The 17,606-nt window shown below is 68.7% G+C and carries 18 protein-coding genes and 1 riboswitch; of the genes, 4 read left to right on the top strand and 14 right to left on the bottom strand.

What is annotated here, in order from left to right:
• Positions 1-381: 381 nt before the first annotated feature.
• Entirely contained in the window at positions 382-1,287 is a 906-nt protein-coding gene (locus ACYVM4_RS00185; RefSeq protein WP_460667261.1) for a universal stress protein, read from the top strand.
• 48 nt (positions 1,288-1,335) lie between these two features.
• Here the strand turns inward: ACYVM4_RS00185 and mnhG are convergent, their stop codons facing one another.
• The 7 genes from mnhG to ACYVM4_RS00150 are packed head-to-tail and all read right to left on the bottom strand — an operon-like array spanning position 1,336 to position 7,285.
• Positions 1,336-1,707, bottom strand: coding sequence for a monovalent cation/H(+) antiporter subunit G (gene mnhG / locus ACYVM4_RS00180; protein ID WP_460667260.1), 372 nt, complete (start codon positions 1,705-1,707; stop codon positions 1,336-1,338).
• Positions 1,704-1,961, bottom strand: coding sequence for a monovalent cation/H+ antiporter complex subunit F (locus ACYVM4_RS00175; protein ID WP_460667259.1), 258 nt, complete (start codon positions 1,959-1,961; stop codon positions 1,704-1,706). Before ACYVM4_RS00175 ends, mnhG begins: the two co-directional genes overlap by 4 nt.
• A gap of 10 nt (positions 1,962-1,971) precedes the next feature.
• On the bottom strand, positions 1,972-2,325 hold the full coding sequence (locus ACYVM4_RS00170; protein ID WP_460667258.1) for a Na+/H+ antiporter subunit E: 354 nt from the start codon (positions 2,323-2,325) through the stop codon (positions 1,972-1,974).
• Complete coding sequence (locus ACYVM4_RS00165) at positions 2,322-3,779, bottom strand: monovalent cation/H+ antiporter subunit D family protein (RefSeq protein ID WP_460667257.1); 1,458 nt, start codon at positions 3,777-3,779, stop codon at positions 2,322-2,324. The genes ACYVM4_RS00170 and ACYVM4_RS00165 overlap by 4 nt, the downstream gene beginning before the upstream one ends.
• Positions 3,776-4,210, bottom strand: coding sequence for a sodium:proton antiporter (locus tag ACYVM4_RS00160; RefSeq protein WP_460667256.1), 435 nt, complete (start codon positions 4,208-4,210; stop codon positions 3,776-3,778). The genes ACYVM4_RS00165 and ACYVM4_RS00160 overlap by 4 nt, the downstream gene beginning before the upstream one ends.
• Positions 4,207-6,927: a hydrogen gas-evolving membrane-bound hydrogenase subunit E gene (mbhE, locus tag ACYVM4_RS00155; RefSeq protein ID WP_460667255.1), complete on the bottom strand. Its 2,721-nt coding sequence runs from the start codon at positions 6,925-6,927 to the stop codon at positions 4,207-4,209. Before mbhE ends, ACYVM4_RS00160 begins: the two co-directional genes overlap by 4 nt.
• A 31-nt stretch (positions 6,928-6,958) precedes the next feature.
• A complete protein-coding gene (locus ACYVM4_RS00150; protein WP_460667254.1) occupies positions 6,959-7,285 on the bottom strand; it encodes a trehalase-like domain-containing protein in 327 nt (108 codons plus the stop codon).
• A gap of 372 nt (positions 7,286-7,657) precedes the next feature.
• Here ACYVM4_RS00150 and ACYVM4_RS00145 point away from each other — a divergent pair, with 372 nt between their 5' ends.
• Positions 7,658-7,819: a hypothetical protein gene (locus ACYVM4_RS00145; RefSeq protein ID WP_460667253.1), complete on the top strand. Its 162-nt coding sequence runs from the start codon at positions 7,658-7,660 to the stop codon at positions 7,817-7,819.
• 25 nt (positions 7,820-7,844) lie between these two features.
• Here the strand turns inward: ACYVM4_RS00145 and ACYVM4_RS00140 are convergent, their stop codons facing one another.
• The 6 genes from ACYVM4_RS00140 to ACYVM4_RS00115 form a co-directional block, all read right to left on the bottom strand.
• A complete protein-coding gene (locus tag ACYVM4_RS00140) occupies positions 7,845-8,159 on the bottom strand; it encodes a DMT family transporter (RefSeq protein ID WP_460667252.1) in 315 nt (104 codons plus the stop codon).
• Between the two features lie 10 nt (positions 8,160-8,169).
• A riboswitch (guanidine-III (ykkC-III) riboswitch) is annotated at positions 8,170-8,238 on the bottom strand.
• A 353-nt stretch (positions 8,239-8,591) separates the two neighbouring features.
• A complete protein-coding gene (locus ACYVM4_RS00135) occupies positions 8,592-10,208 on the bottom strand; it encodes a PH domain-containing protein (protein WP_460667251.1) in 1,617 nt (538 codons plus the stop codon).
• Complete coding sequence (locus tag ACYVM4_RS00130; protein WP_460667250.1) at positions 10,205-10,681, bottom strand: PH domain-containing protein; 477 nt, start codon at positions 10,679-10,681, stop codon at positions 10,205-10,207. The genes ACYVM4_RS00135 and ACYVM4_RS00130 overlap by 4 nt, the downstream gene beginning before the upstream one ends.
• 520 nt (positions 10,682-11,201) lie before the next feature.
• Entirely contained in the window at positions 11,202-11,615 is a 414-nt protein-coding gene (locus ACYVM4_RS00125) for a hypothetical protein (RefSeq protein WP_460667249.1), read from the bottom strand.
• Between the two features lie 534 nt (positions 11,616-12,149).
• Positions 12,150-12,626, bottom strand: coding sequence for a YflT domain-containing protein (locus tag ACYVM4_RS00120; protein WP_460667248.1), 477 nt, complete (start codon positions 12,624-12,626; stop codon positions 12,150-12,152).
• A gap of 327 nt (positions 12,627-12,953) precedes the next feature.
• Entirely contained in the window at positions 12,954-14,207 is a 1,254-nt protein-coding gene (locus ACYVM4_RS00115; RefSeq protein ID WP_460667247.1) for a phospholipase D-like domain-containing protein, read from the bottom strand.
• Between the two features lie 318 nt (positions 14,208-14,525).
• Here ACYVM4_RS00115 and ACYVM4_RS00110 point away from each other — a divergent pair, with 318 nt between their 5' ends.
• On the top strand, positions 14,526-15,602 hold the full coding sequence (locus ACYVM4_RS00110) for a hypothetical protein (RefSeq protein ID WP_460667246.1): 1,077 nt from the start codon (positions 14,526-14,528) through the stop codon (positions 15,600-15,602).
• 390 nt (positions 15,603-15,992) lie between these two features.
• Here ACYVM4_RS00110 and ACYVM4_RS00105 read toward each other — a convergent pair whose 3' ends face one another.
• A complete protein-coding gene (locus ACYVM4_RS00105) occupies positions 15,993-16,838 on the bottom strand; it encodes a hypothetical protein (protein WP_460667245.1) in 846 nt (281 codons plus the stop codon).
• 560 nt (positions 16,839-17,398) lie between these two features.
• Between ACYVM4_RS00105 and ACYVM4_RS00100 the strand changes: the two genes are divergently transcribed.
• A partial coding sequence (locus ACYVM4_RS00100; RefSeq protein WP_460667244.1) for a hypothetical protein occupies positions 17,399-17,606 on the top strand: 208 nt, incomplete at its 3' end.

Here is a 17,606-nt window from a genome sequence, read left to right as displayed (position 1 = left end):
GGGCTGTCCGCACATCCAAAGCCGAAACAGCTACGAGTGGACCCGTAGACAGCGAAGCCAAGGTCAGGCCCCGTCCCACCCGGTTTACACATGGCCGGCTACCGGCCATGTTCCGCGAGGGCGATGTTGCGGTAGGGGTTCCTTCGTGGGTCAGGAAGTATCCCGGACAGCCTGGCGCAGGCCGCCGGGGACCACTTCGGCGCTTCGGCTGTTTGTTCCGCAGCTGCCCTGTGGCCCGGGTGCTGGCTGCGTCCTTGCGTGCTGTCGTGTGAAACATGCCGTACTGACCCCGCGGAGCCGAGGCAGCGGAGGGTGCTGCTCGCTACGGTAGTGACCACCGGCACCGCTTTGATGGCCCCGTAGGAACGGAGACCCTTCACCATGACGGAGCAGATCGTCATCGGGTACGACGGGTCCGACAACAGCAACCAAGCCCTGGACTGGGCCATTCAGGAGGCGGCGGCGCTGTCGGCCGAGCTGCAGGTGGTGGTGTCCATCGGGCGCCCTGCGCTGTTCGACTCGAGCCCGTACGCATCGTCCCTGGCGGCGGCCGAAGCGCAGGCGGGAAAGTTCGCGAGGCGGGCTGTGGCGCGCGCACGCAAGCGGGGAGCCAGTGCTGTGGGTGTTGTCGAGCGCGGTGACGCCGCTGAGGTGCTGATCGAGCGATCCAAGGGTTCCGTGGGACTCGTGCTGGGCAAGCGCGGCCGACACGGAATGCGCGGGCGGATGGGCTCCGTCTCGGCCGCCGCGGCCGCCCACGCCCAGTGCCCTGTGGTCGTGCTGCCGGGCCGGTGGAGGTCCGAGGCGCAGGACTTGGGTGCCGGCGCCCATCCTTTCGCCGGTCGTGTCGTGGTGGGTGTGGATCGGCTCGGGGCAGGCAATCCCGCGATCGTGGCGGCGGCCCGGTATGCCCAACGGCACGGCCGGGGCTTGACCTTGCTGACCGCGGTCCCGGAAGCCACGACCACGTCGACGGGGTCGGTGGATCTGGATCGGGCGATCCGCGAACAGCTCCTGGACCCGGCGCAGGTCATGGTGGATCAGGTGGCGCAGGCGCTGCGGGCTCAACATCGGGGCCTGCCGGTTGAAACGTTCGTGCTCTTCGGCTTCCCCAAAGACCTGCTCGTGGAGGCCAGCCGCTCGGCCGAGCTGGTGGTGGTGGGCAGCCGCGGCTACGGCGGGTTCCGGGGACTGCTCATGGGTTCCGTGTCGCAGGCGGTGCTCAACGAGGGCGAGAGCCCCGTGATGGTCATTTCGACCGGCAAGGGTGTTGGGCCCCCGTTCTAGCAGTGTGGCCCGGTGGAGGTGCTGCCCCTCGGGCTGGGGGGGTGCGCCTCACCGGTGCGGGGATTCGGTGCTGTCGTCTTCGGGGCCTGCGGGTGGTTGGGCGTATTCGTCGTAGGCGGTGAGCGGGTCCAGGGGGGTGTGGGCGCGGTAGGCGGCGCGGGCGATGGCGAAGCTGCCGATCGGCACGGTGAGGAGCTGCAGAACGATCGCCGCGGCGGCTTTGGTGCCGGCCTCGATGTCCGCGGCGGCGAGGGCTGCCCCTGCCACGATGCACACCACGCCCAGTCCGCCGGCTTTGCCGGCGGCGTTCATCCGGGCGTAGGCGTCGGGCAGGCGCAACAGGCCGATCCCGGCGAGCCCGATGAGGACCACACCGAGGACGAGCAGGAGAGTGATCAGGATGTCGGCGGCGGTGCTCACGGTGTGCTCCGGTCGATGAGCCGGGCCAGGGCGAGGCTGGCGACGAAGCCGACCAGCGTGGCGACGAGCACCAGGTCGAAGAACACGGGCTGGTCGAACCGGACGGCGGCCAGGGCGAGGACCCCGATGAGGACGAAGAACGCCAGATCGGCGGCGACGGCGCGATCAGCGTTCGTCGGCCCGATGGCCATCCGCCACACCGTGGTCAGGAATGCCAGACCCAGCACGAGGAAACCGGCGTCGATTAAACCCATGATGTCCTCCTCAGGCCTCGGGATCCAGGACGGTGAGCAGACGGTCCTCCAGCGCCTGCACCTGCCGGCGGAGCGTCTCGGGATCGGGGTTGTGCAGTCCGTGCACGAACATCACGGCCGGGGCGCCGCCCACTTCCAGCACGAGGGTACCGGGGGTGAGGGTGACCAGCCCGGTCAGCAGCGCCAGGTGGGACTCCTTCCTCGAGCGCAGCGGGACTCGGGCGATGCCCGGCACCACCCGGAGGCGGGGGGAGAGCACGTGCCGGGCGACCGAGATGTTGGCCACGACCAGTTGGCCGGTGTACCAGAGGACGAAGGCCAGCAACCGCCACGTGCGGATCGGCAGGCGCAGGAGTCGTCTCATCCGTTGCTCACCGCCTGGGCGTAGCCGGTGACGTCCAGTAGGTCGGTGGCGGCCTGCTCGGCCCACGGGAACAGGGCTTGGGCGCCCACGCCGAGGACCAAGGAGATCGCGGTGAGGGTCAGCGCCGGGGCGGCGACGCCGATGCCGAGTCGGGGCCGGTCGAGCACGTGTTGAGGGGCGCGGCCCCAGAAGGCACCGAGCCAAATCTTGACCATCGATGTCAGCGTCAGCAGGCTCACCGCGACGGCGACCGCGGCCGCGAGGTACTCCCCCTCGGTCACGGCCGCGACCACCAGGGCGAATTTGGCCACGAACCCGGAGAATGGGGGGAGCCCGGCCAGGGAGAGTCCGGCGCCGATGAAGGCCACCGCCAGCAGTGGTTCCCGGCGGGCCAGACCGCCGAGCTGGTCGAGGCGGTCGGTGCCGTATCCATGAATCACCGCGCCGGCGACCAGCAGCAGTGCTGCCTTCACCAGGACGTACTGCACCAGGTAGAACCCGGCCGCGGTCAGTCCGATCGGGGTGAACAGGGCAATGCCGAGCACCAGGTAGCCGATCTGGCTGACCATGTGGAAGCTGAGGATCTCGCGCATGTTCTGCTGCCCGACGGCACCGAGCACTCCGATGACCATGGTGAGCACGGCGATCGCGACGAACAGCCACCGGTAGCCGGGATCCCCATCGAAGACCACGGCGTAGACCCGCCAGGCGGCGTACAACCCGACCTTGGTCAGCAGCCCGCTGAACAGGGCCAGCACCGCCGGGTGGGCGTGCGGGTAGGCCCGCGGCAGCCAGCCGTGCACGGGCACGACCGCGGACTTCACCGCCAGAGCCAGCAGCACCACCCCCGCGGCGATCGCCACCGAAGGCGACGTCAGTGCCTGGCCGGTCAGTTCACCGAGATTGACTGTGCCGGCAGTCCCGTAGACCAGGGCGACACCGGTGATCAGCAGGGTGGAGGCGAGCAGGTTCACCGGAATATAGATGCGGGCAGCGGCCAACTGGTCCGACCTGCCCTGCAGGGTGAGCAGGACGTAGGAGGGCAGCAGCATGATCTCGATGCACACGAACAGGTTGAACAGGTCCCCGGTCAGGTAGGCGCCGTAGACACCGGCGCTGAGCAGCAGCACCAGCGGCCAGAAGTGCCGGTGCTCATCCGCTCCGGTCGCGGCGGCGAAAGCGGTGCAGGCCAGCACGAGCACCGCGGAGACCACCAGCAGCAGCGCCGAAAGCGTGTCGGCGACCAGGGGGATGGCGATCCCGCCGGGCCATCCCGCCACCTGCTCTACGAAAATTCCGTCGCCGGTGGCGCCCAGCAGCGCGGCGCCGAGGCCGAGCACCCCGAGGGTGACGAGGAAGCCGATCACCCGGTGCGCCCACCGGGGGCGGATCAGCATCAGGGCGGCGGCCGCGAGCATGGGGGCGGCCACCGGCAGGGCCAGTGCGGACATCATGGTGCCCCCCGTTCGGGTCCGCTCCGGCCGGAGAGATCCTCCCGGGCCGTCGCGGGTGTCTCCTCGGGTGCTTCCGGGGAGGTGGCGGCTGCCGGTGTCCCGCTCTCGGGAGTCGCGGCGGGGTCGTTCTCGGGCTCGTCACCGTCCTCCGGGGTGCGCAGGGACAGCACCAGCAGGTAGATGGTGATGCCGAAGGTGATCACGATCGCGGTCAGCGCGAACGCCTGAGGCAGGGGATCAGCGCTTTCGGGCGGAACACCGTCACCGACCAAGGGCAGTTGGCGCAAGTGGAGCCCTCCGGCGGAGAGCAGCACCACGTTGGCCGCGTGCCCGAGGAGAATGAACCCGAGGACCGCGCGCACCAGTTCCCGCTGCAGGGCGAGGTAGACACCGGCGAAGACCAGCAGCCCCACGATGATGGCGGCGCTCATGGGCGCACCCCCAGCCGGTCCACGGCGCGGATCACCAGGGCCACGACCACGGCGAACACCCCGAGATCGAAGATCAGGGCGGCCGTGAGCTTCACCGAACCCAGCACGGGTACCGGCACGTCGAGTTCCCCGCCGGTGAGGAAGGATCCGCCCAGCACCAGCCCGCCGAGGCCGACGAGCACGGCGACCCCGATGCCGCCCCCGAGCAGCCACGGCACGGTGCGGCGCAGCCCGTCCATGCCGGCCGGCCCGTAGGCGAGGTAGTGCAGGGCCACGGCGACACCGGCGACGAGGGCGGCGACGAACCCCCCGCCGGGTTCGTAGTGTCCGCGCAGCAACAGATACAGGGCCAGGACGATGATCAACGGGGAGAGCACACGCTGCGCCTGCCGCAGGAGCGAGGGCGGTGCGGGAATCTGTTCGATGATCTCCGGTGGGGCCGGTTTGAGCAGCACGCCCACCCCCACTGCCGCGGCCGCGAGCACCGTGATCTCCCCGAGGGTGTCCAAACCGCGGAAGTCGACCAGGATGGAGTTGACCACGTTCGTGCCCCCGGTCTGCTCCTTCGCCTCGGTGAGGAAGTAGCCGCCGGCCGTGGACAGCTCCCGGCGACCGGTCAGGGCATAGGTGGCCCCCGCGGCGGCCAGACCGACCCCGGCGGCCAGCAACGCCGCGCCGATGCGTCGCCCCCGTCTGGTGGGCGTGAACGTGCTCGGCAGCCGGCGCAGCACCAGCACGGCCACCAGCACCGTGAGGATCTCCACCACCAGGGTGGTCAACACCAGATCGGGGGCCCCGGCCAGCAGGAACCACACCGCCACGAGGAATCCCACCAGCCCCAGCAGGGACACCGCGGCGAACCGGGAACGCACCACGGCCAGAGCCAGAGCCGTCGGGGTCAGGAGAGCGACCACGAACCAGTCCTCGGGGCGGACGGTGGCCAAGGGTCGCGTGAGTTCTGGGCGGGCCAGTGCCGCGGCGGCCGCCAGCACCAGGGCCGTGACCAGGACGGGGCTCAGCTGCCCGGCAATGGAACTGGTCTGGGACGGCCGAGCGACCGCGGCACCGGTGCGCAGGGTGGTCGTGTAGAGGGCGTCGAACACGTCGGAGCCGGTGGCTGGTAGGTGCCACCGTTGCAGCCACCGCTCCACCGGGTCCCTGGCCAGGTAGAGCATTGTGCCCAGCCCCAGGGTCGCCGCGGACAGGCCCAGCGCCGGGGTGAAGCCGTGCCACAGCGCGATGTAGTACAGGGTGTCCTGCCCGCGCGGTGCGATGTCGGTGGTGATCCGATTGGCCAGCGGGGTGAGCACGCTCACGCCCAGGCCCAGGGCCACCGACGCCAGGGCCGGCACCACCGTGGGGGCCACGAAGGCCTTGGAGGGCTCGTAGAGCTCACCTTGCTGCAGGGGTCCGAAGAAGGCTCCGGCGACGATGCGTGCCGCGTAGGCGAAGGTCAGCGACGCTGCCAGCAGCGCGGTAGCGGCGGCCACGATGCCCGTCCACTCCGGGCCGCCGGTCCGGCCCGGGGCCGCCAGAAAGGCCTCGAAGAGGGTCTCCTTGCTGACGAACCCCAGCAGTGGAGGCACCCCCGCCATCGACAGCGCGGCGATACCCGTGAGGGTGGCAGTCACCGGCATCGCATGGCGCAACCCGGACAGTTCACGGATGTCGCGGCTGCCGGCCTCACGGTCGATGATCCCCACCAGCATGAACAGGGTCGCCTTGAACAGCGCGTGGGCGAAGGTGTGGGTGGCCACCGCCCCCAGCGCCGCGGGGGTGCCCACCCCGGTGGCGGCCACCAGCAGGCCCAGCTGGCTCATGGTGGAGTAGGCCAGCAGCGCCTTCAGATCGTGCTGGCGCAGCGCCAGCAGCGCACCGTAGACCGCGGTGGACAGACCAACGATGAGCAGCACGTAGGTCCACACCGGCTGGTCGCCGTAGAGCGGGGAGAAGCGCAGCAACAGATAGATGCCGGCCTTGACCATGGTGGCTGCGTGCAGATAGGCGCTGACCGGGGTGAGGGCGACCATCGCCCCGGGCAACCAGAAGTGGAACGGCAACTGAGCGGACTTCGTGAAGGCCGCGACGATGACCAGCACCTCCACGACGATGCTGAACCCCGACTCGTGCAGCAGGTCGGGGTCGGCCATGACCACGGACAGATCCGTGGTGCCGGTGCCGACGGTTAGGAAGGCCAGGGCCGCGAACAACGCCAGACCGCCGCCCCCGGTGACCAGCAGTGCCCGCATCGCCGGCTTGGCGCCGGTGGTGCCGGACCCGCCGATGAGGAAGAAGGAGCAGATCGTCGTCAGCTCCCAGCACAGGAACAACGTCAGCACGTCGGCGGCCATGACGAGTCCGAGCATCGCGGTCGCGAATCCGGACAGCAACGTGTACAGCCGCGCGGCCGGCGCGTCGGGTTCGAGATAGCGGGCGCTGTAGGCCATCACCAGGGCACCGACCCCGAGCACTAGCAGCGCGAACAACAGCCCCAGACCGTCCAGGCGCAACGCGAAGCGCACCCCCAGGGAAGGAATCCACTCCCAGCCGGCGGTGAGCGACTCCCCGCCAACCACCCGCGAGGCCTGCGCCGCGATGCTGCCGGCGGCCAGGAGGAACACCACCGCGATCGGATACCCGGCATTACGGTCCCAGTGCCGTCCCAGCACCGGGGCGGCCGCGGTCACACCCACCAGCAGGACCAGGGACAGGATCATGAGGTGTGCTCCGACCGTCCAACGCCCGGGGTCATCGGCTTGCCCCTGATGCGGTTGCGCCTGGGCGATCGTGTCCGGACAGGCGGCGGGACAGGCCGATGCCGCTGGAGATCACCCCCCAGGTGTCCTCCAGGTAGCGCTGGTGGTTTTCCCGCAGAGCCTCCACCGTGACCAGGAAGCACCCCCCGCGGGGGGAGTCCAGCAGCGCGCAGAACACCGCCTCGGAGTCGAAGCGCGGCAGGCACAACCATTCGATCACCCCGTCCCTGCCCGCCAACGCCGCACTGCGGCCATCACCGATCAACCCGTAGCCCTCGATGGGCAGATAGCCGTCCCGACCTCGCACAGGGAAGCTCATAAAACGATCACACCTCCACAGTCGACCGATTCAAGGGCGGCTCAGCAAGGCATCAGGTCGAGACGAAACCACCGTCCCCCCACGCCGCATCGTAGTAGATCCGATCGTGCCCTGCCCGGGAGGAGGGCCTCACACCAGAACCGCAGAAGGACGTGCAGCCGAGCCCATGCCTCCGATTCCGAGGCGGTGGCACGTTCGGGGCTGCCGTTCCACCGCTGCAAGAGTCACAACCTCTTCCACCACGGGCACCTCCGGCCATGGGAGGACAGGGCAGGATCAACTTCTTCCGCCTCACATATGGCTCGGTTAGCGGCCGCAGGCTTCAAGGTGGGCCGCGCTGGTCCTGGCCGGTCCCGGAGCCGGCCATAAGCCGTGACCGCCGACAATGCCTGCTCCCACCCCTCAACCGGTGCCGCGATGCGGCGGCGGAAGGTGCGGATCATCAGCCTGGAGCGCGTGGACCGGACCACCCAGTACGCCAAGAGAGCGGCTTACTCTCGGGCCGAGATGCTGATCGCCACCATCATCTTGTGATGACGATGAGCACCTCGGTGCGGTGTCAATGGGAGAGTTTGAGCCCGAGGACCCCGCCGATGATCATCAGCAGGAACACGACCTTCATCACCGAGATCAGTTCTTCACCGGTGGCCATCGCGTAGACGACGGTGAGCACCGCGCCGATGCCCACCCATACCGCGTAGGCGGTACCCACCGGCAGGTCTTTCATGGCGTAGGCCAGACCCGCCATGCTCGCGGCCAAGGCCGGGAAGAACACCAGGGTGGGGCCGAGCCGGCTAAAGTTCTCGGACTTGCCCAGCGCAGTGGCCCAGACCGCTTCGAGGATCCCGGAGAGGACCAGAACGAACCATGACATGACAGCCTCCTGTGGGCCGTCTTGTCGCGCACCGGGTACAGCACCCCTCGTCCGGGAGCCCGGTTCTTTGGGGCTCTCTCCCAAGGTCCCACACCCGGTGGCAGGCGACAACGTCAGACGTATCACCACCAGCGAGCATCAACTCATAGACCGTGGCGACGTATCGCCCGCCGCTTACGATTCTCAGGGCACGTCCTCAAGGCCCTCCGCTTTACATACGGCTCATTAGAGGCGGGTGCTGGCGTCCGCGCTTTATGTGCCGTCTTCGTCAGCGAGTTGTCGATACGCGAGCAGGGCAACACTCTGGTGACCCCCATTCTGGAGCGTCTGAGTCGTGCGACGCAGAACATGCCGGCGTTGGCTGAGCAGTTGCGGGGAGGGGGGCCAGTTCGCGCGTGCTCAACATGGGTGAGGGGACGCGGACTCTCTCATCTAGGCCCGCTCGTCGGGCTTTTTGCGCCGTCGGGACGTCCACCAGGAGGTGACCGCGACGACGAGGACCAGGGTGAACACCAGCCAAGAACCGATGGTCGACCCGGCGGCTGGCACCTCTCCCGGGGGCGCGGGGTCCTGCGAGAGGAGGTGGGGTTCGATCAGCTCCGGGGTGATGTCGCGGGCGAGGCGTACCGCGCCGGCGGCGCCGGCGTCGTGGAGCCAGTAGGAGCCGGACCCTGCGGCGGTGGAGGCCACAGCGGTGACCAGTCCCAGACGGTACTGGAACCACGACTGACGGAAGACCCAGCCGATCACGGTCCGCCGCTGGCTCACCGTGGTGGTCCGCCGCACGGTGCCGTTGCGCAGCAGGAGCAGGCAGGGATCGAGCCGGTGTCCCAGGGAGCGGTAATTGTCCTCGGCGATCACCAGTGCCGAGGCGACCAGGGCGAGCCCGGCGAGAATAAACGTCCCGACCTGGTTCTGGAGCGGTTCCCGGAAGACTGCCCAGATCACCAGCAGCACGGCCGCCGTGGAGAGGACCGCCCACCGGTAGCGTTTGCGACGGGCCTGCACGGGGTGGCCCCACAGGTCGGCGAGGTCCACCTCGCGGTCCAGGACGGCCGAGGCCGTACGAGCTGCCTGCGCCGCAGGGCCCAGCGGCAGCAGCGTCCGCCGGCGGGCGGCCGGCAGCTGCCGGAGGAGGGTCCTCTGCGAGCCTGCGCCCGTGGTGACGGCCACGAGTCGGGCCCGGTGCAGGATCCGCGGCAGCAGTGGCTGGACGAATTCGACTCCTCGCAACCGCGATTCCTGCAGGCTCACCGATCGGCGGGCGATCAGCCCGTAGCGGGTCTCCAGCGTGCCGCGAGGGGTGCGCTCCAGGCGGAACCCCCACCAGTGCTCCAGGTAGACCAGCACTGCGCCGAGGACACCGATGACCACCGGCACCACCACCAGGACGCGCAGAACCGTCAGGGGATCCACCTGCTCGGTGATCAACCACTGGGTCGTCCGCCACCACCCGAACCACGCCAGGAACAGCTGATAGGCCACGGCGTAGGACCCGGCCCACAGGCTCACCGACAGTGCCGTGAACGGCGCCCACAGCGCCCAGGACGGGCGGCCGCGGGCGAGCATCCCGCAGCGTCCCCCCACGGGGCCGGCATGCTCGAGCAGCTGCGCGCGCAGTTGCCCGGCGACCGCGGTCGGGACCCAGGCGAGGATCACCGCCGCGTCCCGGCGGGTCTCGCCGGTGCCCAGGAGGATCCGGGTCAGTCCCAGCGGTCGGGCCAGGACCCCGCTGTGCAGGACCACAGTGCGCACCCGGTGCCGGTCCACGGCCGTCCGGTGCCGCAGGAGCCACCCGCTGCGCAGCCGCACCGTGCGTTCTTCCAGGGCGTAGAAGGTCGTGGCCCTCCGCACGATCTGGTGGATCACCCCGGCGGCGGCGACCACGGTGGCAGCAGGGCACAAATACTCACGGACGAACCACTCGTCGAAGGAAAAGGACTCGCGGATCAACAGGAAGGTCAGCCAGGTCGTGATCAGGTGCGGAATCGAGCCCACCACGATCGACCGCGGATCGATGCGTCGCCACGGCGTTGCGGCCGCGCTCACGTGGCCTCCCCGGAAGCCTCCTGCGCCGCGCGCTCCAGCTCATCGGCGACCGCAGAGGCCCGGTCCTTGTCCAGGCCCACCACCACGAGCGGACCGTAGGAGGAGGCGGTGGACACGATCACCGAGGACAACCCCAGCGCCAGCTCCAGCAGGTTGCGGCGCACGTGGACGGCCTGGATCCGATCGGTCGGGGTGATCCGCCACATGATCCGCAGCAGCCCGTCGCGCACGTGCACAGATCCCGAGCCGACTTCCCACCGGTGGACCTGGTAGCGCACCGGTGGGGCGACGAGTACCATCACCGCGCCGACGACCAGCACGACGACGCTGAGCCGGTCCAGCCACATGAGGATGACTGGCACCCAAAAGAGGATGCCGGGGCTGCCGGGCGGCCGGTCCGGCACCCAGGAAAGAATCCTCAGGCCGTCGGTGAGCCAGCCCCCGAGCGAGGCCTGGATCCAGCGGACCAGCATCCACGCTCCGCCCCACCTCAGCAACTCGGCCAGGGCCCAGTACAGGACGGCCCGGCGATCGACCCGATGCTGGGGAACCCGCAGGCCCAAGGATTCACGGGCCGACGACATGTTGCCCTCGCCACATCGTGAACGACCGGTGCTGGAACGGTGCTGAGCGGACAGCCGTGAAACCCCTGTGCCACGAAGCCGAGACATTCCAGAGGAGTCCCCGCAGGACATTCCAGAGGAGTCCCCGCAGGCGCACGCCGGCACCGGAACGCCGTCGTCGCACGCGCTCGGAGGCAACCATGCGATCATGCTAGGCCGAGCGATCGCAGCGCCCCGCATGCTCGACGACGGCGGCCACCATGCCGGCCACCGATTCGGGATTTCGGCCGTGGCCGGCGAAGCCGATTGGCCCGAAAAGGAGACCGCATGAACAGCCGATGGAAAGACCCGCCGCCACAGGACTTCACGTCTGGGCCGTCAGTGGGTGGGCTTCGAGCAAGCAGTGGCCCAGGGTGTCGGCTGTGGAGGGTCAGTCGGTGCGGGTGACGGTGGCGTCGGCCAGGATGGGTTCCTCGCCGCGGTTGACGAGGTACTGGGCGGTCTGCTGGTCCGTGACTCGTTGCAGGGCGTCGAGGTCGTCGACGGTGAAGACGTCGCGTTCGACCACCGTGCCGGTGGCTTCCACGTCGTCCCCGGCACTGAGGCCCTCGGGGAGCTGCTCGGTGACGATGATCGTGTCCTCAGCCCCGATGGTGATGATGCCGTGGGCGAGGATTTCCTGGACCTCGTTGGTCAAGGTCATGGTATCCCCGACGAGCTCCTCGGTGGGGATGCCGGACTGGTCGGCTTGGGTCAGGGCGGTTTCGCTGGTGCACCCGGCGACGGCGCCGGCCGTCAGAAGGGCGGCAGCACCAGTGGTGAGCGTGCGGGTCAAGATGTGCATGGTGGTCCTCTGTTTCTGTGTTCGACAGGGGCTCTGGTGAGGTCAGCCTCCGGTCGTGGTGCCCGTCATGGAGTGAGCGCACCGTCGGTTCCCTGCGTGAGGCCGGTCCTGGGGTCGTGGTCTTTCCGCGTCCCTGGAGGACCCGGAACTGTGGCCTGCTGCGCCGGAGGTGGGTGCGGAAACGGCGTGGAAGAGAGGCTGAGCGACGATGATGGCCAGCATGACCGGTCCCGGCAGGTTTCCGGGGTCCTCCTGCGCGTCCGGGACAGTGCAAGCCTTCTGAACCGTGCCGGTGATTTCGAACGGAGCGCCGAGCCGCGCCGAAAAGCTGGTCAGGCCACGTTGCGGGCGTCAGGGCTGATCAACCTCGGTGAGCGCCCGGCTGAGCCCGCATCGGCATCCTGCCCACCATGCTCCCGGGGCAGTGGTGGGGTGGGGCGCCGGTGCGGTCCGGGCCGGCCACCGCCCGCTACGAACTGACGGGTGAGCTGCCGGTCGGTGATGCTGCGCGGGGGTGTGCCGGGCCGTGGTGGCTCATGCGGCAGGACGGAGGTTCAGCTTGGCCTCTGCCATGCCGGCGTACTCGGCTTCGACGAGGACGTCGTAGGCCTCGGCCTCGAGGCCCTGGATGCTGCGGAAGTCACGCTTGCCGCCGGTGACCGCATGCCCGATCAGCCCGAGGACCAGGCCCCAGATCGCGCCCAGAACCACGCTCCACAGCACCACCGACAGCCAGGCGCCCACGGTGAAGAGGCCGAACAGCAAGCCGATCATCAGGCCGAGCCAGGCACCGGTTCCGGCGCCGTAGAGGGCCGCCCGGCCGTTGGTCATCCGCCCGGTGACCTGCTCCACCGAGCGCAGGCCAGTGCCGACGATCCGCACGTGCTCGACCGGGAACTCGGCATCCGACAGGGCGTCGACCATCCGCTGCGCCTCGGCGTAGGTGGGCACGGTGCGCAGCACCCGGTAGTCGATGGAGGTGGTGGAAGGAATGGTGGTGGGCTGGGACATTCTGGTCGTTTCCCCTTCGTGGTGTCGTCGCGTGTCAGTTACGTATCCGTGTCGGCCCGCGGGCCGGTAATAGGTACAACAGCCGGTGGTGGTGACGGTCTTCCTGACTTCAGGGACCTCGGACGGAGCTCCCAGGAGACGTAGAGGTTCCCTCCCCTGGGGTGGGGGAGGGGGACGCCCCGTCCATGACTGCGGCAGCCGATGGGCACGCTGCTGGGGCCGCCGTAGACTCCGCCAATTGCTCTCAGCAGTGGCCTCACTGATAGCCCGCCACCGTTCCTGACACGCTCGACGGCGGCGGCATGGCCGCGGCAGACCACATCCGAATCAGAGGAGCGGACGCAGCGGCACCAGGACGGTTTCGGCGAATCGGGCGGCAGGGTGGCGGGTGCTCCACTCCTCCAGGACCACCTGCCGGCAGTTGTCGCTGTCGGCGGCGAAGATGCGTTCCATGTCCGCGGCGAAGTTCTCGTCCTGGATCGCGACGCCGGTCTCGTAGTTGAACCGCAGACTCAGCCGGTCGATGTTGGCCGTACCCACGAACGACCACTGCCCGTCGATGGTGACGGTCTTGGCGTGGATCATCGCGTGGCGATAGAGCAGCACGGTGATGCCCTCGGTCAGCAGCGCGGTGTAGAACCCGCGCGAGAGCCAGTCGGCCAGCAGATGATTGGACTCTTCCGGCAGGATCACCTGCACGTCCACACCCCGCCGGGATGCTTCGATGAGGGCGGTGAGGATCCGCTGGTCGGGGATGAAGTAGGCGGTGGTGAGGTGGATGTGGTCCTGGGCGCGGCTGATCGCGTCCAGGTAGACGCTGCGGATCGGGTAGACCAAATCCGCCGGGATGTTGTTGATCGCCCGCAGCGGAGAGATCCAGGACACCGGATTCACCGGGGACAGCCCGGGGTGCCCGATGGCGAGGTGATTCCACACCTGGGCGAAGGCGTGCCCCAGCTCGTACACCGCCGGACCGGTCAGCCGCAGGTGGGTGTCCCGCCACTGCGTGGCGTAGAGAGAACCGATGTTGTATCCACCCACGAACCCGACCTCGTGGTCGACCACCAGCAGTTTCCGGTGGGTCACCCCGGTGGCGCGCAGGGGACCGGACAGCAGGGTAGGGCCCAGTGCGGGGAACCGGAAGACGTGCACGGCGGGATGGAAATCGTAGAACGAGGACGGCACGACCAGGTTGCCGAAATGGTCGTAGGTCACATACACCTCGACCCCCCGCCCGGCGGCGTCGTTGAGGGCATCGCGGAAGGCGCGGCCGACCTCGTCGTCCTTCCAGATGAAGGTCTCCAGGAAGATCCGATGACGGGCACCACCGATCGCGGCGAGCATGTCCTCATAGAGGTCCTCACCATAGGTGTAGATCGTGGTGCCGGTCTCGGCCACAGTGCCCTTGAAGGTTCCCGGCCGGGGGAACCCGGAACGCTGGGCCCGCCCCTTCTTCTCGACCGCGTCGGTGATCACCAGTGCTGCCACCACGGCCGCCTGCACACCGATGAAGCCCAGCACCGCACGCCCCGCCCATCGGAGAACCGGATACGAACGGAGGCCGCGCGTTGAGAAGACCATGTCCCGAGCGTAGCGACGTCGACATGATTCCGGAGCGCTGCACGGCGTTCCGGGGTGGCTTGCCCTGGTATGACGACGGTCCTGCACGACAAGCGCGTGGGCACTGGCACCGAGGACGTAGACGTGAAGAACATTTCTAGCGTCGCTGGTCCAGGGCAAACAAACAGGACCCCTCGGTGCTCGTAGGCGGCTCGCGGCACAGGCGTACCCGTCTTGCCCCGCCCCCCCCCACCGCCGGCACGTCACCGGTGAACACCGATGGTTCCCCGGCCCGGAGGGGCTCGCCCCGAGTCGGTCCGTGTAGTCGATGATGAAGCCATGACCACGCCGACGATGACATTGGGCCTGATGGCCGATCCCGGTCTGCCGGAGCAACTGGCCGCGGCGGTCGCCGCCGAACTCGGCGACGAGCTGTCACACGCGGGGCAGGCACCGGTGCGGTGGGAGGTGGAGGTGAGCCGGCAGTCGCTGCCCATCGCCTCGGACGGGCAGATCCCGCTGATGGCCCACGCCCAGGCGCTGCGGGACTCCCATGGGTGGGACTATTTGGTGTATCTGACCGATCTGCTGCGTTCGCACGAGGAGGAACCGCTGATGTGCGAGGTCAGCTCCACGGCCCGAGCCGCGATGATCTGCCTGCCGGCACTGGGGGCCTACCGGTTGAGAACGAAGGCCCGCACGCTGGTGGTGACGCTGATCCAATCGGTGCAGGACGGCACCGAGGACTTTCCGTCCTCCCCAGCCGCCCGCGCCGCCCTGGGGCACAAGGCGGCACGCCGAGAGCCCGTGGCCGGTGACACGGCCTACGTCGTTCTTCCCGGGAGGCTCAACCGGCTGCGGTTGCTGGCGGGGATGGTGCGCAGCAACCGCCCCGGGCGCCTGCTGACGGCTTTGTCCGGGTGTGTGGCCGCTGCCGCGGCCACCGGCGCCTTCGGGATCTTCTACGCCTCCATCTGGAACATGTCGGATGCCCTGCACCCGGGGCGACTCGCGGTGATCAGCGTGGTGGTCATCAGCGCGCTCAGCGCATGGCTGATCGGCTCCAACGGGCTGTGGAACAAACTCCGGAACGCCACCGAGCGGTGGCGGGCAGGGGTGGACAACGCCGCCACGATCATCACCGTGGGGCTGAGCGTGGCACTGATGTACGTGATCCTGTGGTCGCTGCTGTTCGGACTGAGCCTGGCCGTCATCGCCTCCGACTACCTGAGCTCCCAGCTGGGCCACCCGGCCGACCTCACGGACTACCTCCACCTGTCCTGGCTGGCCGCCTCACTGGGGACACTGGCCGGGGCACTGGGATTGAACTTCGACAGCCACGAAGCGATCCGCGAAGCCACCTACAGCCGGCGGGAGCACGAACGCCGCCAACTCGCCGACGACTGCGGACACTGAATACCCGGGCGAACCCCATCCTAAGGCAACGGCGATGACGGCCCAGCCACAGCTCGGCGCGCGAACCGCCTCCCGTGGAGGCATCGACCTGTGCTGCTTTACATATGGCCGCCTATCGTTCACTAATCCACGGGAGTTGGCGCACCAGCACGGCATGAATGGCCTGGGTGGTTCGACGTAGAACTTGCAGGGGAGGGGTGAGGGCTTACGGGTGCTGAATCTGGGGAAAGTGGTGGACACATCCACTCCGATGCTCGCGTCTCCTTGATGCGGCGGGAGACCCAGCCCCGTCTTTCCTCGGCCTGGTGCAGGCGTCCGACCCGCGGCAGGTCAGGGATCCTGGCGCGTACGTGTCCTCAGCGGCCTCGGGGAGGACGTGGCGGTGTGCTTCTAACCGTGCGGTCCTGGGCGTGGGGCCTCAGGCAGGATTAACCAGGCTTCGTCCACCTCGGAGGACCGTTGTGGGTAGACCGACAGTTCCGCGGCCACGGTGTTGCCCTTCGGCACTGCCCAGGTGGCGGTTTCATATCCGCGGCCCGCTAAGTTCTCGATGATGGGGGCCATCCGGGTCGCGGATTGGGCGGTGAGCCTGCCGACTGTCACCCCGTCCACGTCGACCAGGCACGGCGGTGCGCTGCGCGGTGCCTCGGGTGCTCCCAGGTGCAAGGCGGCGTAGATCCCGCAGTGCGTCCCGTGACGGATGTAGGGCTGGAGTGTTTGGTGCGCACCATAACCGAGCTTGACGGTCAGGGGACCGCCCGAGGGCAGGAGCGCGACGTTGCCGCGGGGGGCGGGATTCTGAGCGAACCAGGTGAAATCTTGCCCGCCGTCATGGGTGGTCCATTGGGGTTGCGTGTAGGTCACCACGGGCACCCGCTCTCCACGGGTTTGCTCCATCGTCCCGTCCTCGTGCCACCTGGAAGGCTCCTGATACGTCCACCCGACGAAGGCAGGCAGCTCGAGACGCCAGCTTTGCGGATCGATGTTCGCCAGGGTGGTGTAGGCCTTCTGGCGATCAGCACGGTGCATTTTCCCGATGATGTGCCCTCGCCAGGACAGCCAGGGCTCACCGGCGATCAGGTGCACGCTCAGGGTGCCGGTCTTCTCCTCTTCCCAGTGGTTCCGGGACAGCTGGGGCCCGTTGTCCAGGACGAACTGGGTGCCGGTGGCGGTCAGCGCGGCGTCCTGGCGTCCCCAGAGGCGATCCGTCCAGGTCGGGATGCTGGGCAGGTCCATTCCCGGGGCCTGTGGAGCGCCCACCTCGCCCTTGTGCGGCTGGGCGGACGTGTGCTCCTGGGGTGATGGCGTTTCCTGAGGGCGTGCCGCTGCACTGGAGCGAGAAGGCTTCGAGGGGTCGGGAGTTCGCTGGCCGAAAAGGTGGTCCAAGAAGCCCATGTCCACGTCTCCTCTCCGGTACGGCCCGCGCTGTGGTCGATGACGCACCCCACCGTGGACAGTTTCTCGCACTTCACCCCTGGCGGGTATGACTGAGTTCTCACGGTCATGCCGACCTCAAAGTGGGTCAGTCGTCCGCGAAATGCCCGCAAGGCGTTCCGACGACGGGCTGGATGGACCTACCTGGACGTGCTCCGTACCGACGCCTGAGCCTTTCCACGAGCGTCGCAGTAGAAGTTCACGGTGCCGGGCACGGCACCGGGCCGACCCCTGCTGTTCACCCTTGAACCCCTTCCCGGGCACGGGCCACCTCTCTACTGTTGACGGCGGGCGACCGATGGGGCGCGTCACGCCCCGGGAGGTCCCTTCCGGGACGTCTGCTTTCCAGGAGGTCACCACCCATGAGCGTCTTGAGCACTTTCACCCAGACCGACCCCGCCCCCGCGACAGGATCGTGTGTGGCGCAGACCCCTGCCCGGCTGCGCCGCTACCGGATGCTCGCGGACCGGCCCGGGCTGAAATTGCGCGCCGGGGAGCTGGTGCTGTGCATCGATTACGAGTACGCCCCGCACCAGGCGGTGGTGCCGGTGCGCTGCGAGGCCGATGACT

This window comes from Kocuria himachalensis (assembly GCF_054784195.1).
This window is presented reverse-complemented; position numbering and strand designations above follow the sequence as displayed.

Excerpts from the sequence above, each read along its gene's own strand:
- ACYVM4_RS00185 (WP_460667261.1), top strand. The coding sequence starts at position 382 with ATGACGGAGCAGATCGTCATCGGGTACGACGGGTCCGACAACAGCAAC.
- ACYVM4_RS00175 (WP_460667259.1), bottom strand. The coding sequence starts at position 1,961 with ATGGGTTTAATCGACGCCGGTTTCCTCGTGCTGGGTCTGGCATTCCTG.
- ACYVM4_RS00170 (WP_460667258.1), bottom strand. The coding sequence starts at position 2,325 with ATGAGACGACTCCTGCGCCTGCCGATCCGCACGTGGCGGTTGCTGGCC.
- ACYVM4_RS00165 (WP_460667257.1), bottom strand. The coding sequence starts at position 3,779 with ATGATGTCCGCACTGGCCCTGCCGGTGGCCGCCCCCATGCTCGCGGCC.
- ACYVM4_RS00160 (WP_460667256.1), bottom strand. The coding sequence starts at position 4,210 with ATGAGCGCCGCCATCATCGTGGGGCTGCTGGTCTTCGCCGGTGTCTAC.
- mbhE (WP_460667255.1), bottom strand. The coding sequence starts at position 6,927 with ATGATCCTGTCCCTGGTCCTGCTGGTGGGTGTGACCGCGGCCGCCCCG.
- ACYVM4_RS00150 (WP_460667254.1), bottom strand. The coding sequence starts at position 7,285 with ATGAGCTTCCCTGTGCGAGGTCGGGACGGCTATCTGCCCATCGAGGGC.
- ACYVM4_RS00140 (WP_460667252.1), bottom strand. The coding sequence starts at position 8,159 with ATGTCATGGTTCGTTCTGGTCCTCTCCGGGATCCTCGAAGCGGTCTGG.
- ACYVM4_RS00130 (WP_460667250.1), bottom strand. The coding sequence starts at position 10,681 with ATGCTGGTCCGCTGGATCCAGGCCTCGCTCGGGGGCTGGCTCACCGAC.
- ACYVM4_RS00125 (WP_460667249.1), bottom strand. The coding sequence starts at position 11,615 with ATGCACATCTTGACCCGCACGCTCACCACTGGTGCTGCCGCCCTTCTG.
- ACYVM4_RS00120 (WP_460667248.1), bottom strand. The coding sequence starts at position 12,626 with ATGTCCCAGCCCACCACCATTCCTTCCACCACCTCCATCGACTACCGG.
- ACYVM4_RS00115 (WP_460667247.1), bottom strand. The coding sequence starts at position 14,207 with ATGGTCTTCTCAACGCGCGGCCTCCGTTCGTATCCGGTTCTCCGATGG.
- ACYVM4_RS00110 (WP_460667246.1), top strand. The coding sequence starts at position 14,526 with ATGACCACGCCGACGATGACATTGGGCCTGATGGCCGATCCCGGTCTG.
- ACYVM4_RS00105 (WP_460667245.1), bottom strand. The coding sequence starts at position 16,838 with ATGGACCTGCCCAGCATCCCGACCTGGACGGATCGCCTCTGGGGACGC.